Source organism: Caulifigura coniformis, from assembly GCF_007745175.1.
In the GTDB taxonomy this organism is placed as follows: Bacteria; Planctomycetota; Planctomycetia; order Planctomycetales; family Planctomycetaceae; genus Caulifigura; species Caulifigura coniformis.
Map to the genome: position 1 here is coordinate 5,778,101 of NZ_CP036271.1, position 19,762 is coordinate 5,797,862.

A 19,762-nucleotide genomic window follows, 5' to 3' on the forward strand; every position below is an offset into this window, starting at 1 on the left:
CCCATGCCTGCCACGGAACAAATCTGGCGACCGCTGCCGAAGATGCACCGCATCTTCGCGTTCAGCGCCATCGTGCTTCTGGCGGCCACGTTCCTGATGATGGCCAAGGACGAGGCCCGAGACTGGCGTTCCTATCAGACAACGGCCGACAAGCTCAAAGTCGAGCAGCTGCGGGACCAGCTCAAACCGTACAAGACGAAGGAATTCAAGGACGCCGAGGCCGCGAAAGTCGCCGCTGTGGATGCGGCGAAAGAGAAACAGGACGACCCGAAGGTCCGCGAGCGGATCGCGGAACTCGAACGCCGCCGTCGTGACCTCCAGGCGCAGGTCGATCTCGTCTCCCGCGAAGCCAAGTTCAAGAATGCCGAACGCGACGTCGCCCGGGCCAATTTCGACCTCAACGTCCGCGACGCCAAACCGCAGACCGTCCTCACCTCGCGCCTGAACGACTTCGATCAGCAGGCCGGCCTCGCCAGCGAAAACCTGTTGAAGCTCCAGCAGATCCAGGCCGAGCTCCGGCTGGTGAAGGACGAACTCACCGAGATCTACGCCGAGAAGACGGCCGCCGAGGCCGATCTGGCCAAGTTCCGCGGCGATCGCACACGCCTCTATGAGCAGCTGTACAAGATCTCGCCCAACGATGAGGCGCTTCCGGAAGACGACCGCAGCAGGTTTGCGGCGGCGAAGCGTGCCTTGAAGGAATTGCCGATCATCAATGGCTTCAACCCGCACCACGCCATCCAGTACGACTGGCCGAAGGATCTCGAGATCCAGCTCGGCATGGCGCGTGTCTCGCGCGTCGATCGCTGTCGGTCGTGCCACGTGAACATCAACGACTTCGGTGCGGGCGACCTCCCGAATTTCCCGAAGGACAAGTACCACGAGCCGTTCACTTCGCATCCGCAGGCGAATCTGTTCCTCACGTCGTCGAGTCCGCACCCGATCGAGCGTTTTGGCTGCACGGTCTGCCACGATGGCGACGGATCAGGAACGAGTTTTCAGGCGGCCGAGCACACGCCGCGCGATCCCGCCCAGGCGACGGAATGGGCCGACAAGTACGGCTGGCATTCCAATCACTTCTGGGAATACCCGATGCAGCCCGGGCAGTTCATCGAATCGAGCTGCCTCAAGTGCCACCACAGCGTCGTTGAGCTCGGCGTCAACGAGAAGTACGGAGCCACTGCTCCGAAAGTCTTCGAGGGTTACGAGCTGATCAAATCGTACGGATGTTTCGGCTGCCACGAGATCAATGGCTACGACGGCAAGCGGTCGATCGGTCCCGACATGCGTCTGGAGCCGAACTCCGCCGCCGAACTGGCCGCGATTGAAGCGGATCCCAATTCGGCTCCTCCGGGCGACCTGCGCAAGGTCGGGCCGTCGCTGAGGCACGTTGGATCGAAGGTGACCGAGAACTTCATCTCGTACTGGACGGAAGACCCGCAGCGGTTCCGCCCGTCGACGAAGATGCCGAAGTTCTTCCACCTGGAGAACCAGCACGACAATCTCGCCGAGGTGCTCCAGCCGGTCGAACTGGAAGCGATCCAGGCTTACTTGACGGCGAAGTCGGAGCCGATGGCGCTCGCCTCGCCGGCCGAGGGGTATACGCCCGATGCCGAGCGCGGGAAGATCGCCTTCCAGCGCCGCGGATGCCTCGCCTGCCACACCCGCGATGAAGAAGAGCTCAAGGACATCAAGTCCGATTTCGGTCCGAACATCACCAACATTCATGAGAAGCTGAAGCCCGGGCAGGATGGCTTCCGCTGGCTGTACACCTGGCTGAAGAACCCGGAACTGCATCATCCGCGGACGCGGATGCCCAACCTGTTCCTGAACCCTGAAACCGTCGGGGGCGAACAGGTCGATCCGGCGGCCGATATCGCGGCCTACCTGCTGCAGGGCGGTCCGAAGGAGTTCCCGGCGCAGCCCGTCGGCGGACCGTCGCTCGGCCTCGTCTACGACAAGAACTTTACCGAGAAAACCGCGGATTCCCTTCGCGCTCCGCATCGCGGCGTGAGGGTCGTTGAAGTCCTCCAGACCGGAGCCGGATCGCGAGCCCTGTCGCTCGATGTGACTGGAAAGCCGCCGCTGGATGGGGCCGGCAATCCGAAGTCCGACTTCGAACGCCTCGCCCCGGTCAGGCGGGATGACATTGTTCTGGAGTTCAACGGTCAGGCCGTGACTTCGAACGAGCAGCTCGACCAGCTGGCCTCCTCGGCCGGGCTTGGCACGAAGGTCACCCTGAAGCTTTTCAGCGACGGCCTCGAGCGCCTCGTGGAAGTGCGGATCAGCACTCCGCTGGAAGACCTCACGCGGCTGTATCTGTCGAAGTCGCTCCCCGATGCGGCCCAGGTCGACAAGACCCTGGCTGATCGTCGGTTCGCTTACCAGGTTCCCGCCTACGCCTACCAGCCGAAGACCGATGGCACAGCCTGGAACTTCCGTGAGTGGGTGAAGGGGGACGAGATTGAACTGGTCGCCCGCTCCCAGGATGAGCAGGTCAGCGAAGCGGTCTGGGCGACGCGGCAGATGGAATACATCGGTCGCCGGACGATTTCGCGCTACGGCTGCTACGCCTGCCATGACATCCCCGGCTTCGAAGACGCCAAGCCAATCGGCACGGCTCTCCAGGACTGGGGGCGTAAGGACACCTCCAAACTGGCGCCCGAGCACATCCTCGAGTTCCTGCATCATCACGGCGAACCCGATGGATCGAGCACGCACAAGCGGATTGATGCCATCGTCAAACGGGGAATCTTCGACAAGGACACCTCGGCCGCCGATCAGTCCGCCGCTTCGTTCTACCAGAGCCTCGAGCATCACGGGCGTCCCGGCTTCATCTGGCAGAAGCTGAGGGAGCCCCGCAGCTACGACTTCCGCAAGACGGAATCGAAAGGCTGGGACGAGCGTCTCAAGATGCCGAAGTTCCCGATCAACGAGCAGCAGATCGAGTCGATCGCCACGTTCGTGCTGGGGCTTGTCAACGATCCACCGGCTCCGCAGTACCAGTATCGGCCCACGGGTCCGGCCCGGGATCGCATCGAAGGCGAGCGACTGGTCGACAAGTACAACTGCACCGGTTGCCACATTTTCGAGCTTCCCAGCATCACCTACAAAGCGCCGCTTCAGGAGCTGATCGGCGCCTCGAAGGATGAGCTGGCGAACTGGTTCATTGCCAACTCGGCGAAGATTGAAACGGGCGCGATCACGCAGGAGGCTCTCGCAGGCCGCGCAGCCGCGGATGCGGTCGAGCCCGAATCGATGCGTGCGGCGCTCGCAACATTCATCACCAACAGTGAACGCCTGCTCGAAGGGACGCTGCCCCAGGGCGTCGATCCGAAGACCGGCCTGGCCACGTACCTCGCCGGGCTGGCCCGTCGCGGCGGCGGTCAGCCGCTGCGTGAGTTCTTTGTGAATCATCCGGAGACGCTCGTCGCCGACGCGTTTCCGCCGGCTGATCACCCGGAGGCGCTCCGGCTGCTCCTGAAGCTGAAGCCCGCGGTCAGTGGTCTGAAGGCGAAGGCCGGGAAAGACGGACTTGCGCTGGTCCAGGCGCACGGCCTTCTGACCGGCGTGCCCGATCCCGAAGAAGAAGACCCCGAATTGCGGATGTATGGCCTCGATGTCTGGCAGACGCTCGACATCGCCGGACGCATCAAGCTGCCCGGTTCAAAGGCGGTCGTTCAGGAATCGAACGTCGTCGAGAAGAACGGCGGCCGCGGCGGCGACCTCGCTCACTGGCTGGTGGCGCATCTCCGCGAGGAACTTCAGGATGTCAACAAGGCGTGGCAGGCCTCTCCGCCGCCGCTCTACAAGCAAGGCATCAAAGTCCAGACCCCCTGGCTGTTCCGCTTCCTGAAGAACCCCGAACAACTTCGCTATACGACCGTGCTGCGCATGCCGCGGTTCAACATGAGCGATGAGGAAGCCCAGACGCTCGCGAACTACTTCGCGGCCGTGGATAACGTCGAGTATCCGTATCAGTCGATCCCGCAGCAGGAGCCGCAGTTCCTCGTATCGATGGAGGAACAGTTCAAGTCGGCCCACGCGGGCGTCATGGACGGCTACGAGCTGCAGGCCTGGAAGACGCTCAACGGCCCGCTCTGCGCCAAGTGCCACCAGGTCGGCGGCAAGCCCTACAAGTCGACTGATCCCAAGGACATTCGCGGTCCGAACCTCGAACGCGTCGAGAAGCGGCTCCAGGGAGACTGGACGCGCGCCTGGATCTATAAACCGACCTGGTTCACTCCCTACACGTCGATGCCAGTGAACTTCCCGGCCGATAAGCCGCCGTTCCCCGATCTCTTCGGAGCCAGCTCGCGCGAGCAGGTGGAAGGGGTGGTCTTCAGCCTGATGAATTACAGTCGAATCCTCGAGAAGCTGGGTGTGGTGGCCTACGAGCCGCCGACGCCGGCGGAGCAGACTCCGCCGCCTGCCCCGCAGGCATCGGGAGGTGAGGAATGATGTCCGCTCGTTCGCGTCAGTTGTCTGGAATCGTCGGGCTGGCGCTGCTCGCCGTGTCGCCGATGAGTGGTTGCGGGAAACCGACAACCGCCCTGGGGCATGGCGCCACCGCCGAGCCCACGGTGACGGTCCTGCTGGCCGAAGGGGGAGGCGCTGCTGAGGCGGCCGCGACTCCGGCCGCGTCCACGGCGATCGCCGGTTACGGCACGTTCAAAGGACGCGTCGTCGTCAACGGTGCATTCAGCCCGCTCCCCGCCTTGCTTGCCCAGGGCGCTCCTACAAAGGATGCGATCTGCTCGCAGAAGGCCGTGCCGGATGAATCGGTCGTCGTCGGCTCGAACAACGGCCTGGCGAACGTCTTCATTTACCTGAAGAAGGTGCCAGGCGGCGAGGTTCCCCCCGCTCCCGCCGAGCCGATCTCCATCGATCAGCAGGGCTGCCGGTTCCTGCCGCACGCGGTCATCTGTCGCGTCGGTCAGCCGCTGAACTTCAAGAACTCCGATCCGGTCGCGCACAACACCGCGTTCGCGCCCCAGAGTTCGGCCGGCTTCAACCAGACGATCGTCGCCAACGACCAGGCAGGCGCGAACTACACGTATTCCAAGGCCGAGGCCGTCCCGGTCCGCGCGAAGTGCGATTACCACGCATGGATGGGAAGCTATCACCTGCCGCTCGCTCACCCATGGGGCGTCGTGACCGGCGAAGATGGTTCGTTCGAGATCAAGGGCGTGCCGGGAACCACCGTCGAATTCGTGGTCTGGCACGAGAAGGCGGACTACATCAGCCGCAGTCTGAAAGTCACGATTCCGGTGGATGGTGAAGTCGTTCAGGAAATTTCAGTCGAGGCCGCAAAGCTCGCGGCGAAGTGATCGTCGCGCGGGGATGCAGGGGGAGGGGAATCGAGATGCGGCAATTCAGGCTGGCGACCGGCGTCGTGGCATTGGCCATGGCGGCAGGGGGATGTGGAGGCAACTCCAGCCCCGATCGAACGTCGACCAAGGTCCTTCGCCCCGAGGAAGTGAAGATCAGCCTGGGAAAGGAGCCGGCCCCCGCACCGGCCGCGGAAGAGTCGTCGTCGACGCCGGCAGGTTCGCCGGAAGCCTCGGCTCCCTGATGTCGAGGCAGGCTCACGGCCAACTGTGCACAGTCGATTTGAGCACGGGCCAACAGTGAATGACGAGAAGCCATGAAGAAGTCTGAGTTTTCCATCGGCACACGATCAACCGGAACGGCGCGCGGGCGCGCTTTCCCCGGCGCGCTGACCGCAGGGCTGCTGGCGATGGTGGCCCTCACGTCCGGCTGCGTCAGGCACGATGCCGAGTTCTCGCACCGCGAGGAATACAATGAACTCATCCCGGAGGGGCAGGAATACGTCCACAAGGTTCTCGGGACCTACTTCGGAAAGCCCACGCGGATCGTCGCCTGGGAAAAGCTTCCGTTGAAGCTGCATGCAGCCGTCGGAACGGTCGGTGAAGGCGCCACCTCCCTCTCCGTCCCGGTCAATTTCACCCAGGAGAACCTGCCGCTCCGTCCGGAACTCGAAGCCGCCTGGCTGTCCGGCAACCTCTTCCAGAAGAACGACACTCCCGCGCTCATCGAAGCCATCGGCGAGAACGGATCCGTCATGTTTCCCGATCCTGGGCTGGCCCAACTGCCGGCTGCAGGGGATCGCGTCGCTATCGGGCCGGGCGAAGTCCTGAAGTTCGGCCGCGTCCTGTACGCCGAGCACTGCCTGCACTGCCACGGCGTCTCAGGCGACTCCCACGGCCCGACCGCTCCTTACCTCAACCCGAAGCCGCGTGATTTCCGCCGCGGCATCTTCAAGTTCACGACGACCGTGGCCGCCAGCCGCGCGTCCCGGACGGATCTTTCCCGGACGATCGATGAAGGCATCCCGGGCACCTACATGCCGTCCTTCAAGCTGCTCACTCCCGACGAGAACATGGCGCTCGTCGAGTACGTCCTCTGGCTGGCAATGCGTGGCGAGGTCGAATACCAGCTCACCGGGCAGCTCAAGAACGACTACTCGAACGAAGCCTTCGCTGATCGCGTGAAAGGCGGTGAATCGGCCGCCGAGATCCGTAAGGAGCTCACCGACGCCGTCAACGGCGGCGAGATGGCCGACACGTTCAACGGCATCGTCGATACCGCGGTCGAACGCTGGGTGGCCGCCCAGGAAGAGGCCTCCCTCGTGACGCCAACCGTCAAGCATCTCGAGGCGACCGCCGAATCGATCGCCCGCGGCCGGGCGCTCTACCTGTCGAAAGACCTCAACTGCGTCGCCTGCCACGGCGAGGCAGGGCTGGGCGATGGACCGCAAACGTACTCGATCACCAAGAACTCCGCCGGCGCCGACAACCCGACGCCCGGCCTCTACGACGATTGGGGCAACCTCGTCGTTCCCCGAAACCTCACGACGGGAATCTACCGCGGAGGCCGCCGGCCGATCGATCTGTTCAGCCGGCTGCACGGCGGAATCAAGGGAACCCCCATGCCGGCGTTCGGCGGAAAGAAATCGGATGAAGAGTTGTGGGACCTCGTGAACTACATCATGAGCGTGCCCTACGAGAAGCGGACACCCGGCGATGGGTCGAAAGAAGCGAAGCCGGCCGAAGCGCCGCCGCAGGTCGCGGCGGGAGGGTGACGGTCGAACGAGTGATGCGATGGCAGCCTGCGGGTTCACGAACACAGGCTGTGCGTGGGATGAGAACACATTTGGAGGGCGGTCGGTTCGAGCAACGGTGACGTTGCCGGTGAATCAGCAGTCCCTGGAGATGCGGCGGTGAAAAAGTTCTGGGTCTTCTTCTTCATGCTCGTGCCGGTGCTGGCCCTGTGGTCCTGCATCGTCGCGCCCGGGTATGGCTGGTGGTTCCCGGGCAGTGATGGGCCGTCGAAGGGAGTCGCCGCGTCGCCGCTCGGTCGCCGCATCGACGACCTCTTCTACATGATCCTCGTCATCACAACGATCACCTTCATCGGCGTGCAGCTCGCGCTCGGCTACGTCCTCTGGACTGGCATCCGCCGCGACAACCGGGAAGGCGACGTCGAGAAGGCGTGGTTTTCCCATGGCAGCCATGAACTCGAAGTGATCTGGTCGATCGTGCCCGCCGCGGTGCTCCTGTTCATCGCCCTGTACCAGATGGATGTCTGGGCCAGTTACCGCGTGAAGACGCACTTCCCCGAAGAGGTCCAGAACAAGCCGATGGCGGAAGTCACCGCCCGGCAGTTCGAATGGCGCATCCGCTATCCCGGGCTCGACGAGAACGGCAATGTTCTGCCGTTGATGCCCGATCCGCAGCCGACCGATCTCTACGCGGTGAACGACCTTCACCTGCCCTCCGGCAGGCCCGTGATGATCAACCTGAAAACGCAGGACGTTCAGCATTCGTTCTTCCTGCCCGAGTTGCGCGTGAAGCAGGACGCCGTCCCCGGCCTGGTGATTCCCGTGTGGTTCGAGGCCGACAAGAGCGGGGAATACACGCTCCTGTGCGCCGAGCTTTGCGGATGGGGGCACTACAAGATGAAGGCCCGGTTCGTCGCGCGGCCCGAGGAGGAATTCATTCCGTATCTCCGGGAACTGACGAAGCAGCAGAGCTACGACGGCGTCAAAGAAGCTGCGGCGCAGTAGAGGCCACTCAGAAGAAAAGAAATTCCTGCGATTCGTTCGCAGGCCAGGTGGGCGCGGCGGACTGCCGCCCCGGGGAGCTGTTCATGAGTTCGATTTCAACGACTGCCGACGCTCTGCATGGCCACGATGCTCATGGTCATGATGCGCATGGCCACGGCCACGCTCATACACAGAGCTTCATCAGCAAGTACGTCTTCTCGACGGACCACAAGGTCATCGGCATCCAGTTCCTGGTGACGACGCTTCTGATGCTGATGGTCGGCGGAGCGCTGGCCCTGGGCGTGCGCTGGCAGCTCGCGTTTCCCTGGGAATCGATGCCGATCTTCGGCACGCTGTTCCCGATGGAAGGCGGACAGATCTCGCCCGACTTCTACACCATGCTCTTCACCATGCATGCCACGGTGATGATCTTCCTGGTCATCATTCCCGTGCTTGCAGGCGCCTTCGGAAACTTCTTGATCCCGCTGATGATCGGCGCCGACGACATGGCGTTTCCGGTCCTCAACATGCTCAGCTACTGGTTCATGTGGCCGGCGATCGGCTGCTTCGGGATGACCTTCCTCTGTGCGGGCTATGGCGCTGCCGGCGGCTGGACGTCTTATCCCCTGCTGTCCGCACTGGCCGAGGCCGCGCCCGGTTCAGGATCTGCGCAGACCTGGTGGCTTTTCGGGCTCACGTTCGTTGGCGTCTCATCGATGATGGGCTCGGTCAACTACATGACCACCATCATCAACATGCGGGCCCCCGGCATGACGCTGTTCCGCATGCCGCTGACCATCTGGTCGATGTTCATCACGGCCATTCTGCAGGCCTTCGCCCTGCCGGTCCTGACAGCTGCCGGCTTCATGCTGGTCGCGGATCGGATCCTCGGGACGTGCTTCTTCATCCCGGCCGGCATCGTCGTGAACAATGCCGAGCCGACCGTCGGTGGCGGGCAGCCTCTGCTCTGGCAGCACCTGTTCTGGTTCTATTCGCATCCGGCCGTGTACATCATGCTGCTGCCCGCAATGGGCATGGTGAGCGACATGCTCGCCTGCATGTGTCGTAAGCCGATCTTCGGCTACAAGCCAATGGTGTATTCGCTGGCGGCGATTGCGGGGCTGGGCTTCATTGTGTGGGGGCACCACATGTTCACCTCCGGCATGAACCCGGCGCTCGGCATGACGTTCATGGTCTCAACGATCATGATCGCGCTGCCTTCGGCCGTGAAGGTGTTCAACTGGCTCGGCACCATGTGGGGCGGGAAGATCGAGTTCAACACCGTCCTGCTGAACTGCGCGGCGTTCGTGTCCATGTTCCTCATCGGCGGTCTCTCCGGCATCTTCATGGCCGCTGTCCCCGTCGACATCTACATCCACGACACGTACTTCATCGTGGCCCACTTCCACTACGTGCTGTTCGGGGCCACGCTCTTCGGAGTGTTCGGCGGCATCACGTTCTGGTTCCCGAAGATGTTCGGCCGGTTGATGAATGAGCCGGTCGGCAAGCTGCACTTTTTCCTGACCTTCATCGGCTTCAACGGGACGTTCTTCCCGATGCACCTGCTGGGGGTCGCCGGCATGCCGCGGCGCTATGCCAACCCGTTCCTGTACGAGTACCTGGAACATCTTCTTCCGATGAACCAGTTCATGACGTACTCCGCGATCCTGATGGGCTTCGCGCAGTTCCTCCTGCTGGGGAATTTCCTGCTGTCGATCAAGTTTGGCCAGAAGTGCGGACGGAATCCGTGGAACGCGAACGGCCTGGAATGGTCGGCCCCGTCGCCTCCGGGACACGGCAACTTCGACGTCCCTCCTGTCTGCTACCGTGGTCCTTATGAATACTCGCATCCCGACTGCCCGGAAGGGCAGGATTACTGGATGCAGACCGATCCGCGCGGGCGCAAGAAGCGTCCGGACGACCTCGCCGGCGGAAACGCCGCCGCACCGGCGCACTCATGACTTTTCAACGATGTGCCGTGACGGCGCGACTGAACTGACTTGCCCAACTCCCGATTCCTTCATCGATATGCGTGGTCGACTGTTGCTGTGGCGACGGTGACTCTGGTCGCCGGTGCGCTGACCACCAGCAAGAACGCAGGAATGGCGTTCCGCGACTGGCCGAATTCGGATGGCCAGTTCATGCTGACCTATCCCTGGTTCGCCGATTTCGCGAAAGACTGGGACAAGTTTCTCGAGCACGGGCATCGCCTGGCTGGAATCCTGATCGGCATCTGGGCCATCGGGCTCGTGGTGCTGACGGCCCTGAGTAGGTCGCGGCCGTCCGTCCTCTGGCTGGCAAGGGCTGTCCTCGCGGGAGTCATCCTGCAGGGTCTGCTGGGAGGCTTCCGTGTCCAACTCGACGAACGGGGCCTCGCCCTGATTCATGGCGCCTTTGCCGCAGTCGTCCTGTCGCTGATGGGCGGTGTTGCCACCCTGCTCAGTCCGAAATGGGCCGACGCCGGGGGTGAGTTGCCGGGCGCCTTCGATCGTGAGGCTCGCAATGACCGGCTTTCCCTGGCCCGCATTGCCGCCCTCCTCCTGCCGCTGCTCCTCATGACGCAGTTTCTCCTGGGGGGCATGGTTCGTCATCATGGCCGGAACCTGCATGAACACCTCGGCCTGGGCATCCTGGCTGCTTTCGCGATCATCGCCAACGCGGTGATCGCCGGCCGGACGGGAGAACGCTGGATGCGCAGCTCAGCCCGCGCCGTGCTCGCCCTGGGCCTTCTCCAGGTGTCTCTGGGCATCGGGGCCTGGGTCACGAAATTTGGTTTTGCAGCCGCCGGCTACGTGGCCGTTGCGGATTCCATTGTGCAGGTCGCGAGTCGCTCGGCCCACACCGTCATCGGCATTCTGCTTGTGATGACGGCCGTGGTGCATGCGTTTCGCGTCTGCCACACCTGCGTCCTGAGAGAAGTCTCGGGCGCGTCCACTCAACAAACGATGAAGGCGACTCCGCTTGCGGCGCTTTCGACGGGGAGCGCGACAAGATGAGTTTTGAGAAGTCAGTCATGAACCAGTCTCCACAGTCCGCGGCGACCCTGGCGGTCGACGCGGGCCACGGCGTGCTCGCGAATGGCCTGCGGGAACGCCTCGCGGAGTACGTCACCCTTTCCAAGCCGCGCATCGGGACAATGGTCCTCGTCAGCGTGGCCGTCGGATTCACCGTCGCGACGGAACAGGGATTCGACCTGCGAACGCTCTGTGCGGCGCTCTTCGGCATTGGACTGTCAGCCGCTGCGTCGAGCATCCTGAACCAGTGGTACGAACGTGAGACCGACGCCCGCATGGTCCGGACGGCAAACCGGCCGCTTCCGGCCGGTCGAGTCTCGGAAGGTGAGGCGCTCCGTATGGGGGTCGCGCTCGCCGTGGTTTCGACGATCTGGCTCGCGGCGACCGTGAACCTGATGACGGCCGTCCTCACCCTGGCGACCTGCGTCATGTACGTTGGTGTCTATACCCCGCTCAAGCCGGTGACGGCGGCCTGCACGACGATCGGCGCCGTCCCCGGGGCGATGCCGCTTGTGCTGGGCTGGACGGCCGCGACGGGGGAACTTTCGTACGGGGCTCTGGTGCTGTTCGCCATCCTCTACGTGTGGCAGTTCCCGCATTTCCTGGCGATCGCCTGGATCTACCAGGATCAGTACCGCGGAGCCGGGCTGAAAATGCTTCCGGCGGATGGCCAGCGTCCCGCTCTGGTCGGGCTGGTGGCCGTCGCCCACGCGATGGTCCTCCTTCCCGTCACCCTGTGGGCCCGCTCGCTGGGCCTGGCGGGCGATGCCTATGCCCTGACGGCGATCATCCTCGGCTGCTGGTACCTCCTGGCGACCGTGCGATTCGCCAGCGAACCGAATGTTCAGACCGCCCGCCGCCTGTTGTGGACGTCGCTCGCGCATCTCCCGATGCTGCTGGCCGCGCTCACGATCGACCACGTGCGGCTGATGAGGTAACGACGAATTGAGTTGGAGTCTCGGCCTGCGGATTGCCGCGGGCCGAATCACGGGTCCTGAATCCTGAATCCTCCCGAAATGTCCCATCCAGTTCATCCGCCCGCCGTGAAGATGGGCATCCCCATTCCCAACTCGAAGTTGGGAATGTGGCTGTTCCTCGGCACCGAGATCATGTTCTTCACGGCGTTCATCGGAACGTACATCGTGTTGTACTTCGGCTCGCCGGGCTGGCCGACGGACACGAACGTCACCCACATCAACATCGCGGCCGGCGGCATCAACACCTTCGTGCTGATTCTGTCGAGCTACTGGGTCGTGGTGGCGCACGAAGCGATGGCGCAGCGAAACTTCGCCAAGGCGAGGAAGTTCCTGACGGGCACCTTCGTGCTGGCGTGCGTGTTCCTCGGCATCAAGGCCTTTGAATACAAAGGCAAGTTCGATCACGAAATCCTGCCCGGTCGCATCGCAGAAACCGACACGCAGGCGATCGCCAAGCTCGTCAAGGACATCGACAAGGCAGCCAACCGTGACCTGAACGAGCTCGTCCCCGGCGACGCGAACGCCGATGCAAAGCGACAGCAGGCTCTCGCCCGGATGGCGAAGGCGGATGACGCTGAGAAGGTGCGCCTGACCGCCTACCAGCAACTGTTCCTCACCTTCTCGCGCCTCCGCGACGACGCTTCGGCCAACCGCCTCACGATGCCGGAAGCAACCCGCCGCCTGTGGGAGATGAAGCACCTCGTCAGCGTGAAAACGAAGGACGGGCAGCAGGAGTTTGCGACCGTCTACGACGGCAGTGAAGGGGCGCATAAGGAACCGGCCGGACATGACGTCCACGCCGGAGACGAGCTTGCCTGGCCCACCGTTCCCGAGGGCAAGCTGCTCCTCGTTTCGGCGAACGGCCAGTCGAAGGAAGTCGCGAAGGGAGACGTCGAGATCAACGGAGAGCCGGTTCTCGGTTCACTTCTCGCGGGCGTGCACGATCCCCATCCGATCCTCTACGGCAACCTGTTCGCTTCGACCTACTTCCTGATGACCGGGTTCCACGCGATCCACGTCATCGTCGGCATGATTCTGTTCGCGATGGTGCTGATGCAGGGGAGCCGGCTGGATGCGAAATGGACCGACTGGGTCGAGAACAGCGGTCTCTACTGGCACTTTGTCGACCTCGTCTGGATCTTCCTGTTCCCGCTGCTGTACATCGCGCCGGGCTTCGGACGTTAGGCTTTCCGCTTCAGGCGTCCTTCCCGCCCGATTTTCGACTGAGACCGACATGACGACTCACGAACACACGAACACACTGGCCCACGTGCATGACGAAATGGAGCATGCGCAGGGCCACCATCATGTGAATTACCTGAGCGTGTTCATCGCCCTCTGCATCTGCACGCTGCTGTCGATCGCTTTCGACATCATCCACATGCCGAAGGCCGTCACGGTTGCCCTCGTGCTGGCGGTCGCCGTCGCCAAGGCGTCGTTCGTTCTCACCTACTTCATGCACCTGAAGTTCGAAGGGGGCTGGAAGTACATCATCCTCGCTCCCACGGCGATTCTTGCGGTCGGCCTGATGATCGCACTCGCCCCTGATATCGGCCTGCATTACTACACCCCCGATGTCCCCCAGCTCCGGGCGCTCGAAGAGCAGGGGGATCATCCGCACGACCACGACACCGGCAAGGCGGTGTCCGACGGCGCCAAGGCCCACTGAACTCCGATCGCGGGATCGCGCCAGACCGGTCCGCGTTCAACCATCGATCCGGCTTCCGTCCGCGGCTCTGCCGCGGACTTTTGCGTTCCGGACCCAAGACTGTCACACTGGCGGAACTCTCACTTCCGCCGCGTTCATACCGCCGATGTACGATCATCTCACGCTCATCAGCGGTCGCTGCCATCCGGCACTCGCGTCTGCCATTTCCGATTACCTCGGCGTCCCGCTGGCGCGCGTCGAGCTCGGAGACTTCCCGGACGGCGAGTCGTCGGTCCGCCTGAACCACAACGTTCGCGGTCGCGACGTCTTCCTCATTCAGCCGACCGGGCCGCCGGCGAATGACACCCTGATGGAGCTGCTGATCCTCATCGACACCTGCAAGCGCGCCAGCGCCGAGCGGATCACGGCCGTCATTCCCTACTTCGGATACGCCCGGCAGGACCGCAAAGACGCCGGCCGTGTGCCGATCACCTCGAAGCTTGTCGCCAACCTGATCACCGAGGCCGGCGCCGATCGTGTCCTCACGATGGATCTCCACGCGGCGCAGATCCAGGGGTTCTTCGACCTGCCCGTCGACCATCTCTACGGCAGCCCGGTACTCGATGAGTACTTCCGCTCGCTGCAGTTCCCGTCCGGTGAAATCGTGATCGTCAGCCCCGATGAGGGGAGCATCAAGCGCGCGATGCAGCACGTCGAAGGCCTGGGAGGGGCGCTGGCGATCGTCGACAAACGACGCGCCAGTGCCACCGAAACCCGCCAGGCCAACCTCATCGGCGGCTCCCTCGAAGGCAAAACGGCTCTCGTCTTTGACGACATGATCAGCACGGCCGGCTCGATCTGCGGCGCCGTCGATGTCTGCAAACGGTTCGGCGCGCGGGATGTGTACGTCGCCGCGACTCACGGAGTCTTCTGCGGCTCCGCTCTGGAGAAACTCGCAAAGGCCCCCGTGAAGGAAATCGTGGTCACCGATTCCCTCCCGCTGCCCGACGAGAAACGCCTGCCGAACATCCGCACCGTCAGCATCGCCCCGATGCTCGGTGAGGCGATTCGCAGGATTCACCGCAACGAATCCGTCAGCGTGCTGTTCGACTGAACTCATGACGGCCCCCATCACGAACGACCCGGCGGAAGCCGCCGACGTCATCCGCCGCGGCGGACTGGCGGCCTTTGCCACAGAGACCGTCTACGGCCTCGGCGCCAACGCCCTCGACGCCGCGGCCGTTTCACGGATCTTCGAAGCCAAGCAGCGGCCCGAATTCGATCCACTCATCGTTCATGTCGCCCGTCCCGAGGCCGTCGACGAACTTGCAGTCGAGGCGTCCCAGGCTGCCCGCGCCCTGATGGCCCGATTCTGGCCTGGACCGCTCACCCTCGTGCTCAGGAAGAGGTCCATCGTTCCCGACATCGTCACCGCCGGTCTCGAAACGGTCGGCATCCGCATCCCCGACCACGCCCAGGCCCGGGAACTGATCCGCCTCGCGGGCTGCCCGGTGGCCGCTCCCAGCGCCAATCTCTTCGGCCTGGTCAGCCCCACCCAGGCCGCGCATGTTGCCGACCAGCTTGGCGATCGGGTCGACATGATCCTCGATGGCGGCCCCTGCCGCGTCGGTGTGGAGTCGACCGTCGTCGACCTTTCCGGAGCAGTCCCCATTCTTCGCCGCCCCGGAGGGACGACGCTGGAAGCGATCGAGTCGGCGATCGGCCCCGTTCAGACGGCAACCACCATTCTCCAGGGAGCCGCCGCGCCGGCGCCTGGAATGCTCGATCGCCACTATTCCACGCGCACGCCCCTCCGTCTGTGGCGGCCCGAAGATCCCGTTCCCATGGGGAGAATCGGCCTGCTGACATGGTGTGCTCCCGCCGGTGACACCCGGTTTGCGAAAGTGGTCGATCTGTCTCCTGAGGGCGATCTCGCCTGCGCCGCCGCTGCCCTGTTCGGCGCCATGCGAAGCCTCGATGCGGCCGGCCTCGATGTCATTCTCGCGACGCGATTCCCAGAGACGGGCCTGGGCCGCGCGATCAACGATCGCCTGCGCCGCGCAGCCGCCCGGGGCTGATCGGGCACCTCTTCACTCCATCCCGGCGAAGTCCCGCCTGGAATTCGGCATCTTCCAGGCCTTTCGTCCTCGCTACAATTCATCGATCGCGTTCGTGGCCCTCCGGACGCGCCCCACAGGGAGGTCAGAATGCTGTCACGCCGTGAAATGCTGCAAGCCGGAATCGCTCTCGCCGCGACGGCCGCCGGCGCGGGGCCGGTCTTCGCAGCCATGCAGACTCGGCGCGATCCCAGGGTGGAAGCGGCCACGTCCAAAGCCCTCGATTTCCTCGCCCGCGAACAGAAACGGCAGGGTTACTGGGAAGCCAACGGCGGGGCGTATCGCGCGGCGATGACGGCGCTCGCCGGCGCGGCCCTCCTCGCGGAAGGATCGACGACGACACGCGGCAAGTACGCCCCGAACATCGTGCTGGCCGTCGATTTTCTGCTCGATGCTTCGCAGGACGGAACAGGCCTGATCGGCTATCCCGACGACTACCACTACACCTACGGGCATGGCTTTTCGATGCTCATGCTCTCCCAGGTCTTCGGTGAAGAGGAAGACGCCCAGCGCCGCGAGAGAATCAAAAAGGTCCTGGAAAAAGCCGTCCGCTTCAGTGCCGAAGCCCAGACGACCCGCGGCGGCTGGGGTTATGTCTCCGCCCGCGAAGGCCAGGATTTTGACGAAGGTTCCACCTGCATCACCCAGGTGCAGGGCCTGCGTGCCTGTCGCAATGCGGGCATCGTCGTCCCCCGGGAAATCATCGATCGCGCCAAGAAATACATCGCCGACTGCACCACCTCGGAAGGGGGCGTCCAGTACAGCATTCGCGGAGGCGGAGCCCGTCCTCCCATCACGGCCGCGGCGCTGGCGGCTCTGTTCAACGCGGGCGAATACCAGGGCGACCACGTCGAAAAACTGATGAGCTACTGCCGCGAACACGTCTGGCCCGGCGGCGGAGGAATCACGCAGACCCAGCAGTTCGGGCACTGGCACTACACTCACTACTACTACAGCCAGGTCATGTACCGTCTCGAGAAGGAATGGATGAAGTATTTCGGCGAAGTGTCGGCCGAACTCGTCCGCACCCAGGCCTCCTCGGGCGGCTGGCAGGACGCCACCTATGGGCCGGTCTACGTCACGTCGATCAACGCGACCATTCTGCAGATGGATAAAGGCTACCTGCCGATCTACCAGCGATGAGGCCTGCCGGGTGGCCAACCTTCTGGCCCTGTCGGACCCGTCTTGCCGGAAATCGCCCTTTTGCCTGTAATTCCCGCTGGCGGCGGAAGTTGGATGGACCCTCGAAGGAACGCGTCACATGCGAATGCTCACGCTCACTGGAGCTCTCGGGGCCCTGCTGGTGCTCCTCTCTTCATCCCCCGTTCAGGCGCAGAAAGTCGGCGACACCGTCACTCCTCTCGAGTCGGTTGACCTGAAAATCAAGGACCGCGTCGTCACGACGGTCAAACCCAGGGACCTCCTCACTGTTGAGAAGGTCCAGGAAGACTGGCTCTGGGTCGCGTCCGCCGCCGGAGAACGCGGCTGGCTGATGAAGGGCGACGTGCAGATCGCCAAGACTCCCCCTGCCGCACCCGATTCCCCCGTTGCCAAGCCGTCCGCCCCGGCCGAACCCGGGGCAGAGCCCCCCGTCGACGAGCGGCTCTATCTGATCGGCGCCATGGGCGCCACGCAGGTCTATCTCAGCTATGCCTACATCGGCGCCATTGGCGACGGCTACGTCAACAAGTCGTACGACGCCGCGAAGGTGCAGGAGCTGATGGGCGAAATCTCCGGCATGTCGCAACACCTGGTCCAGCAGCTCGAGAAGGTGAATGCCGGCGAGCTCACCAATGAAGATCGGCTCGCGATCACGCAGATGATCGATATCAATCGGCTCCTCAAGAAAGAAGCCGATGCACTAGTGGCCTTCAGCCAGAAGCCGACCGCCCAGAACGCCGAGTCGTTTGAAGCGGTCCGTCGCGAAGTCTGGCCGAAAATCGCCAAGCTCCTGGGCATTCCGACCACCGACGAGGCCCAGGCCGAAGAGAAGCCCGCCTCGAAATAGTGGCGGCGGGCAGTTATGGAACGAGACATTGGAACGGACGACGCAATGCACGGCCTGCGGACGCTGGGAATCAGCTTGGGATCTGCCGTCCTGGCGAGCCTCTTCACGGTCTGGCTGACGGGCCGCGGGCAGGATATCGGCAACCTCGCCATGGGCGATGTGCCTGCAGCGCCGGTCCGCCGCGCGCCGGCACAGGGGGCTGCGCCAGTCGACGGTGAACTCCAATCCCAGCTTCCGTCTCTGCCGGCTCTCGGCTTTGCCGCCTCTTCTCCCGATGAGGCCGTCAACATCGCCGTGTATGAACGCTGCAACAAGAGTGTCGTGAACATCTCAACGGTGACGGTCGTCGCGAACAGTCTTCTGTTCGGCGTCGTCCCGGGCGAAGGGAATGGATCGGGGTCCATTCTCGATAAGCAGGGCCACATCCTGACCAACAACCACGTCATCAACGACGCCCGCGAGATTCAGGTCACGCTGTTTAACGAGGAAATCTACACGGCGGAACTCGTCGGGGCCGATCCGATCAACGACATCGCTGTCCTCCGGATCAAGGCGCCCGCGGAACAGCTCTTTCCCATGACGCTCGGCGACTCCGACGAACTCAAGGTCGGCCTCCGCGTGTTCGCTCTCGGGAATCCTTTCGGCCTGTTCCGGACCATGAGCGAAGGCATCATCTCCAGCCTGAATCGCTCGCTGGCCGTTCACGACAACTGGGAAATCAAATCAATCATCCAGATTGACGCGAACATCAACCCGGGTAATTCGGGCGGTCCGCTGCTCGATGCCCAGGGACGCCTGATCGGCATGAACACGGCCATCGCCAGCAAGGTGCAGCAAAGCGCCGGCATCGGCTTCGCCATCCCCGTGAACCTCGTGAAACGGGTCGTCCCCGAACTGCTGAAGCATGGACGCGTGATCCGCGGCGATATCGGCATCACGCATGTCACCGTCACCGACAACGGCCTGCGGATCGCGAGGCTGTCACCTGGAGGCCCGGCGGAGCAGGCCGGTCTCCGCCCCCCTCAGGCAGTGCGCTCGCGGTTCGGAATCCGACCGCAGATCGACCGCAGCACGGCCGATGTCATCACGGCGATCGATGGCACGAAGGTGACCAACGCGTCCGAGTTCCTGTCCGTCATCGAGAGCAAGAAGCCCGGCGATGTCGTCGAGCTGTCGGTGCTGCGTGAAGGTCGCGTGATTCGCGTCCGCGTCCGGCTCGGAAGTGACGAGCCGGTGTCGACAAAACGCTGAACGCGACTCGCCAGCGCCCTGGCGCCGCAGGGCAGGGCGAGGCGCCTGCCGGGCCACGAATGCTGCCAGAGAGACGCCTGAAGGACCTGAGCGCCAAAGGGGCCCGCGGCCGGCACTGCGGCTACGGAGCGGGGCGGACCGAATCGAGAAACTCTGTTGACTCGTGACGCGAGTCGCGGGTGATCCCCGCCGCGTCGAGCGCTTCGAACAGCGCCTGTCGTGCGCCGGCAGTCGCCCGCTTGGTCCGCTCGATCCGAATCCGGATTCCCTGGTCATCGCCGGTGGTCGACTTCGTCAGCTGTGCGATCTCCGTGGCGTCGAGCGTCTTTCCCTCCTGTCCGCTTTCCGAACTCGCCAGGACGTAGTGATCCCCGTCGATGATCACGCGCAGCCGTTCGGGCGGAACGACACCCGCTGCAGAGGGCGTTTCCGAGCTGACGATCGTGGCGGACGGCGTTCCTGTCCGCGGCTCTTCGCTCGACGTTTCCGTGCCGGCCGTCCCGGAATCACCGGAGCCTGTTCCGAAGCCGAGTCCTTTCCCTAACCCGAAGCCGGGAAAGTACTGCCCCAGCCAGATTCCCAATGCAACAAGGCCGAGAGCGCCTGCGCCCACGGCCTTGCGTCTGAGACTTCCCTTCTTCGCCATGCTGATCTCCGCCAGGTGTCAGCATGACCATAC

Annotated in this window: 16 protein-coding genes; 15 read left to right on the plus strand and 1 reads right to left on the minus strand. The window is 63.7% G+C overall.

The window, feature by feature from the left end; all coding sequences use genetic code 11:
- The first annotated feature begins 3 nt into the window (after positions 1 to 3).
- From Pan44_RS23290 to Pan44_RS23360, 15 genes are all read left to right on the plus strand, one after another.
- Positions 4 to 4,461: a c-type cytochrome gene (locus tag Pan44_RS23290; RefSeq protein ID WP_145034163.1), complete on the plus strand. Its 4,458-nt coding sequence runs from the start codon at positions 4 to 6 to the stop codon at positions 4,459 to 4,461.
- Positions 4,458 to 5,330 (plus strand): cupredoxin domain-containing protein, encoded by an 873-nt coding sequence (locus tag Pan44_RS23295; protein ID WP_145034164.1) that lies wholly within the window; start codon positions 4,458 to 4,460, stop codon positions 5,328 to 5,330. Before Pan44_RS23290 ends, Pan44_RS23295 begins: the two co-directional genes overlap by 4 nt.
- 35 nt (positions 5,331 to 5,365) lie before the next feature.
- Complete coding sequence (locus Pan44_RS23300) at positions 5,366 to 5,575, plus strand: hypothetical protein (RefSeq protein WP_145034165.1); 210 nt, start codon at positions 5,366 to 5,368, stop codon at positions 5,573 to 5,575.
- A gap of 72 nt (positions 5,576 to 5,647) precedes the next feature.
- Positions 5,648 to 7,105: a cytochrome c gene (locus tag Pan44_RS23305; protein WP_145034166.1), complete on the plus strand. Its 1,458-nt coding sequence runs from the start codon at positions 5,648 to 5,650 to the stop codon at positions 7,103 to 7,105.
- Positions 7,106 to 7,243: 138 nt separating this feature from the next.
- Positions 7,244 to 8,089, plus strand: coding sequence for a cytochrome c oxidase subunit II (locus Pan44_RS23310; RefSeq protein WP_231754143.1), 846 nt, complete (start codon positions 7,244 to 7,246; stop codon positions 8,087 to 8,089).
- A gap of 83 nt (positions 8,090 to 8,172) precedes the next feature.
- The gene (locus Pan44_RS23315; protein ID WP_145034167.1) at positions 8,173 to 10,029 is read left to right on the plus strand and encodes a cytochrome c oxidase subunit I; all 1,857 of its coding nucleotides are present in this window, start codon (positions 8,173 to 8,175) and stop codon (positions 10,027 to 10,029) included.
- A gap of 39 nt (positions 10,030 to 10,068) precedes the next feature.
- The gene (locus Pan44_RS23320; RefSeq protein WP_145034168.1) at positions 10,069 to 11,064 is read left to right on the plus strand and encodes a COX15/CtaA family protein; all 996 of its coding nucleotides are present in this window, start codon (positions 10,069 to 10,071) and stop codon (positions 11,062 to 11,064) included.
- 17 nt (positions 11,065 to 11,081) lie between these two features.
- The gene (gene cyoE / locus Pan44_RS23325; RefSeq protein WP_197453596.1) at positions 11,082 to 12,020 is read left to right on the plus strand and encodes a heme o synthase; all 939 of its coding nucleotides are present in this window, start codon (positions 11,082 to 11,084) and stop codon (positions 12,018 to 12,020) included.
- Positions 12,021 to 12,098: 78 nt separating this feature from the next.
- Entirely contained in the window at positions 12,099 to 13,244 is a 1,146-nt protein-coding gene (locus tag Pan44_RS23330; RefSeq protein ID WP_145034170.1) for a cytochrome c oxidase subunit 3, read from the plus strand.
- A gap of 49 nt (positions 13,245 to 13,293) precedes the next feature.
- A complete protein-coding gene (locus tag Pan44_RS23335) occupies positions 13,294 to 13,728 on the plus strand; it encodes a cytochrome C oxidase subunit IV family protein (protein ID WP_231754144.1) in 435 nt (144 codons plus the stop codon).
- A gap of 145 nt (positions 13,729 to 13,873) precedes the next feature.
- On the plus strand, positions 13,874 to 14,821 hold the full coding sequence (locus tag Pan44_RS23340; protein ID WP_145034171.1) for a ribose-phosphate diphosphokinase: 948 nt from the start codon (positions 13,874 to 13,876) through the stop codon (positions 14,819 to 14,821).
- A gap of 4 nt (positions 14,822 to 14,825) precedes the next feature.
- A complete protein-coding gene (locus tag Pan44_RS23345) occupies positions 14,826 to 15,785 on the plus strand; it encodes an L-threonylcarbamoyladenylate synthase (RefSeq protein WP_145034172.1) in 960 nt (319 codons plus the stop codon).
- 129 nt (positions 15,786 to 15,914) lie between these two features.
- Positions 15,915 to 16,967: a prenyltransferase/squalene oxidase repeat-containing protein gene (locus Pan44_RS23350; protein ID WP_197453597.1), complete on the plus strand. Its 1,053-nt coding sequence runs from the start codon at positions 15,915 to 15,917 to the stop codon at positions 16,965 to 16,967.
- A gap of 118 nt (positions 16,968 to 17,085) precedes the next feature.
- On the plus strand, positions 17,086 to 17,832 hold the full coding sequence (locus Pan44_RS23355; RefSeq protein ID WP_145034173.1) for an SH3 domain-containing protein: 747 nt from the start codon (positions 17,086 to 17,088) through the stop codon (positions 17,830 to 17,832).
- A 15-nt stretch (positions 17,833 to 17,847) separates the two neighbouring features.
- The gene (locus tag Pan44_RS23360) at positions 17,848 to 19,083 is read left to right on the plus strand and encodes a S1C family serine protease (RefSeq protein ID WP_145034174.1); all 1,236 of its coding nucleotides are present in this window, start codon (positions 17,848 to 17,850) and stop codon (positions 19,081 to 19,083) included.
- A gap of 121 nt (positions 19,084 to 19,204) precedes the next feature.
- Here Pan44_RS23360 and Pan44_RS23365 read toward each other — a convergent pair whose 3' ends face one another.
- The gene (locus Pan44_RS23365; protein ID WP_145034175.1) at positions 19,205 to 19,729 is read right to left on the minus strand and encodes a hypothetical protein; all 525 of its coding nucleotides are present in this window, start codon (positions 19,727 to 19,729) and stop codon (positions 19,205 to 19,207) included.
- Positions 19,730 to 19,762: the final 33 nt, after the last annotated feature.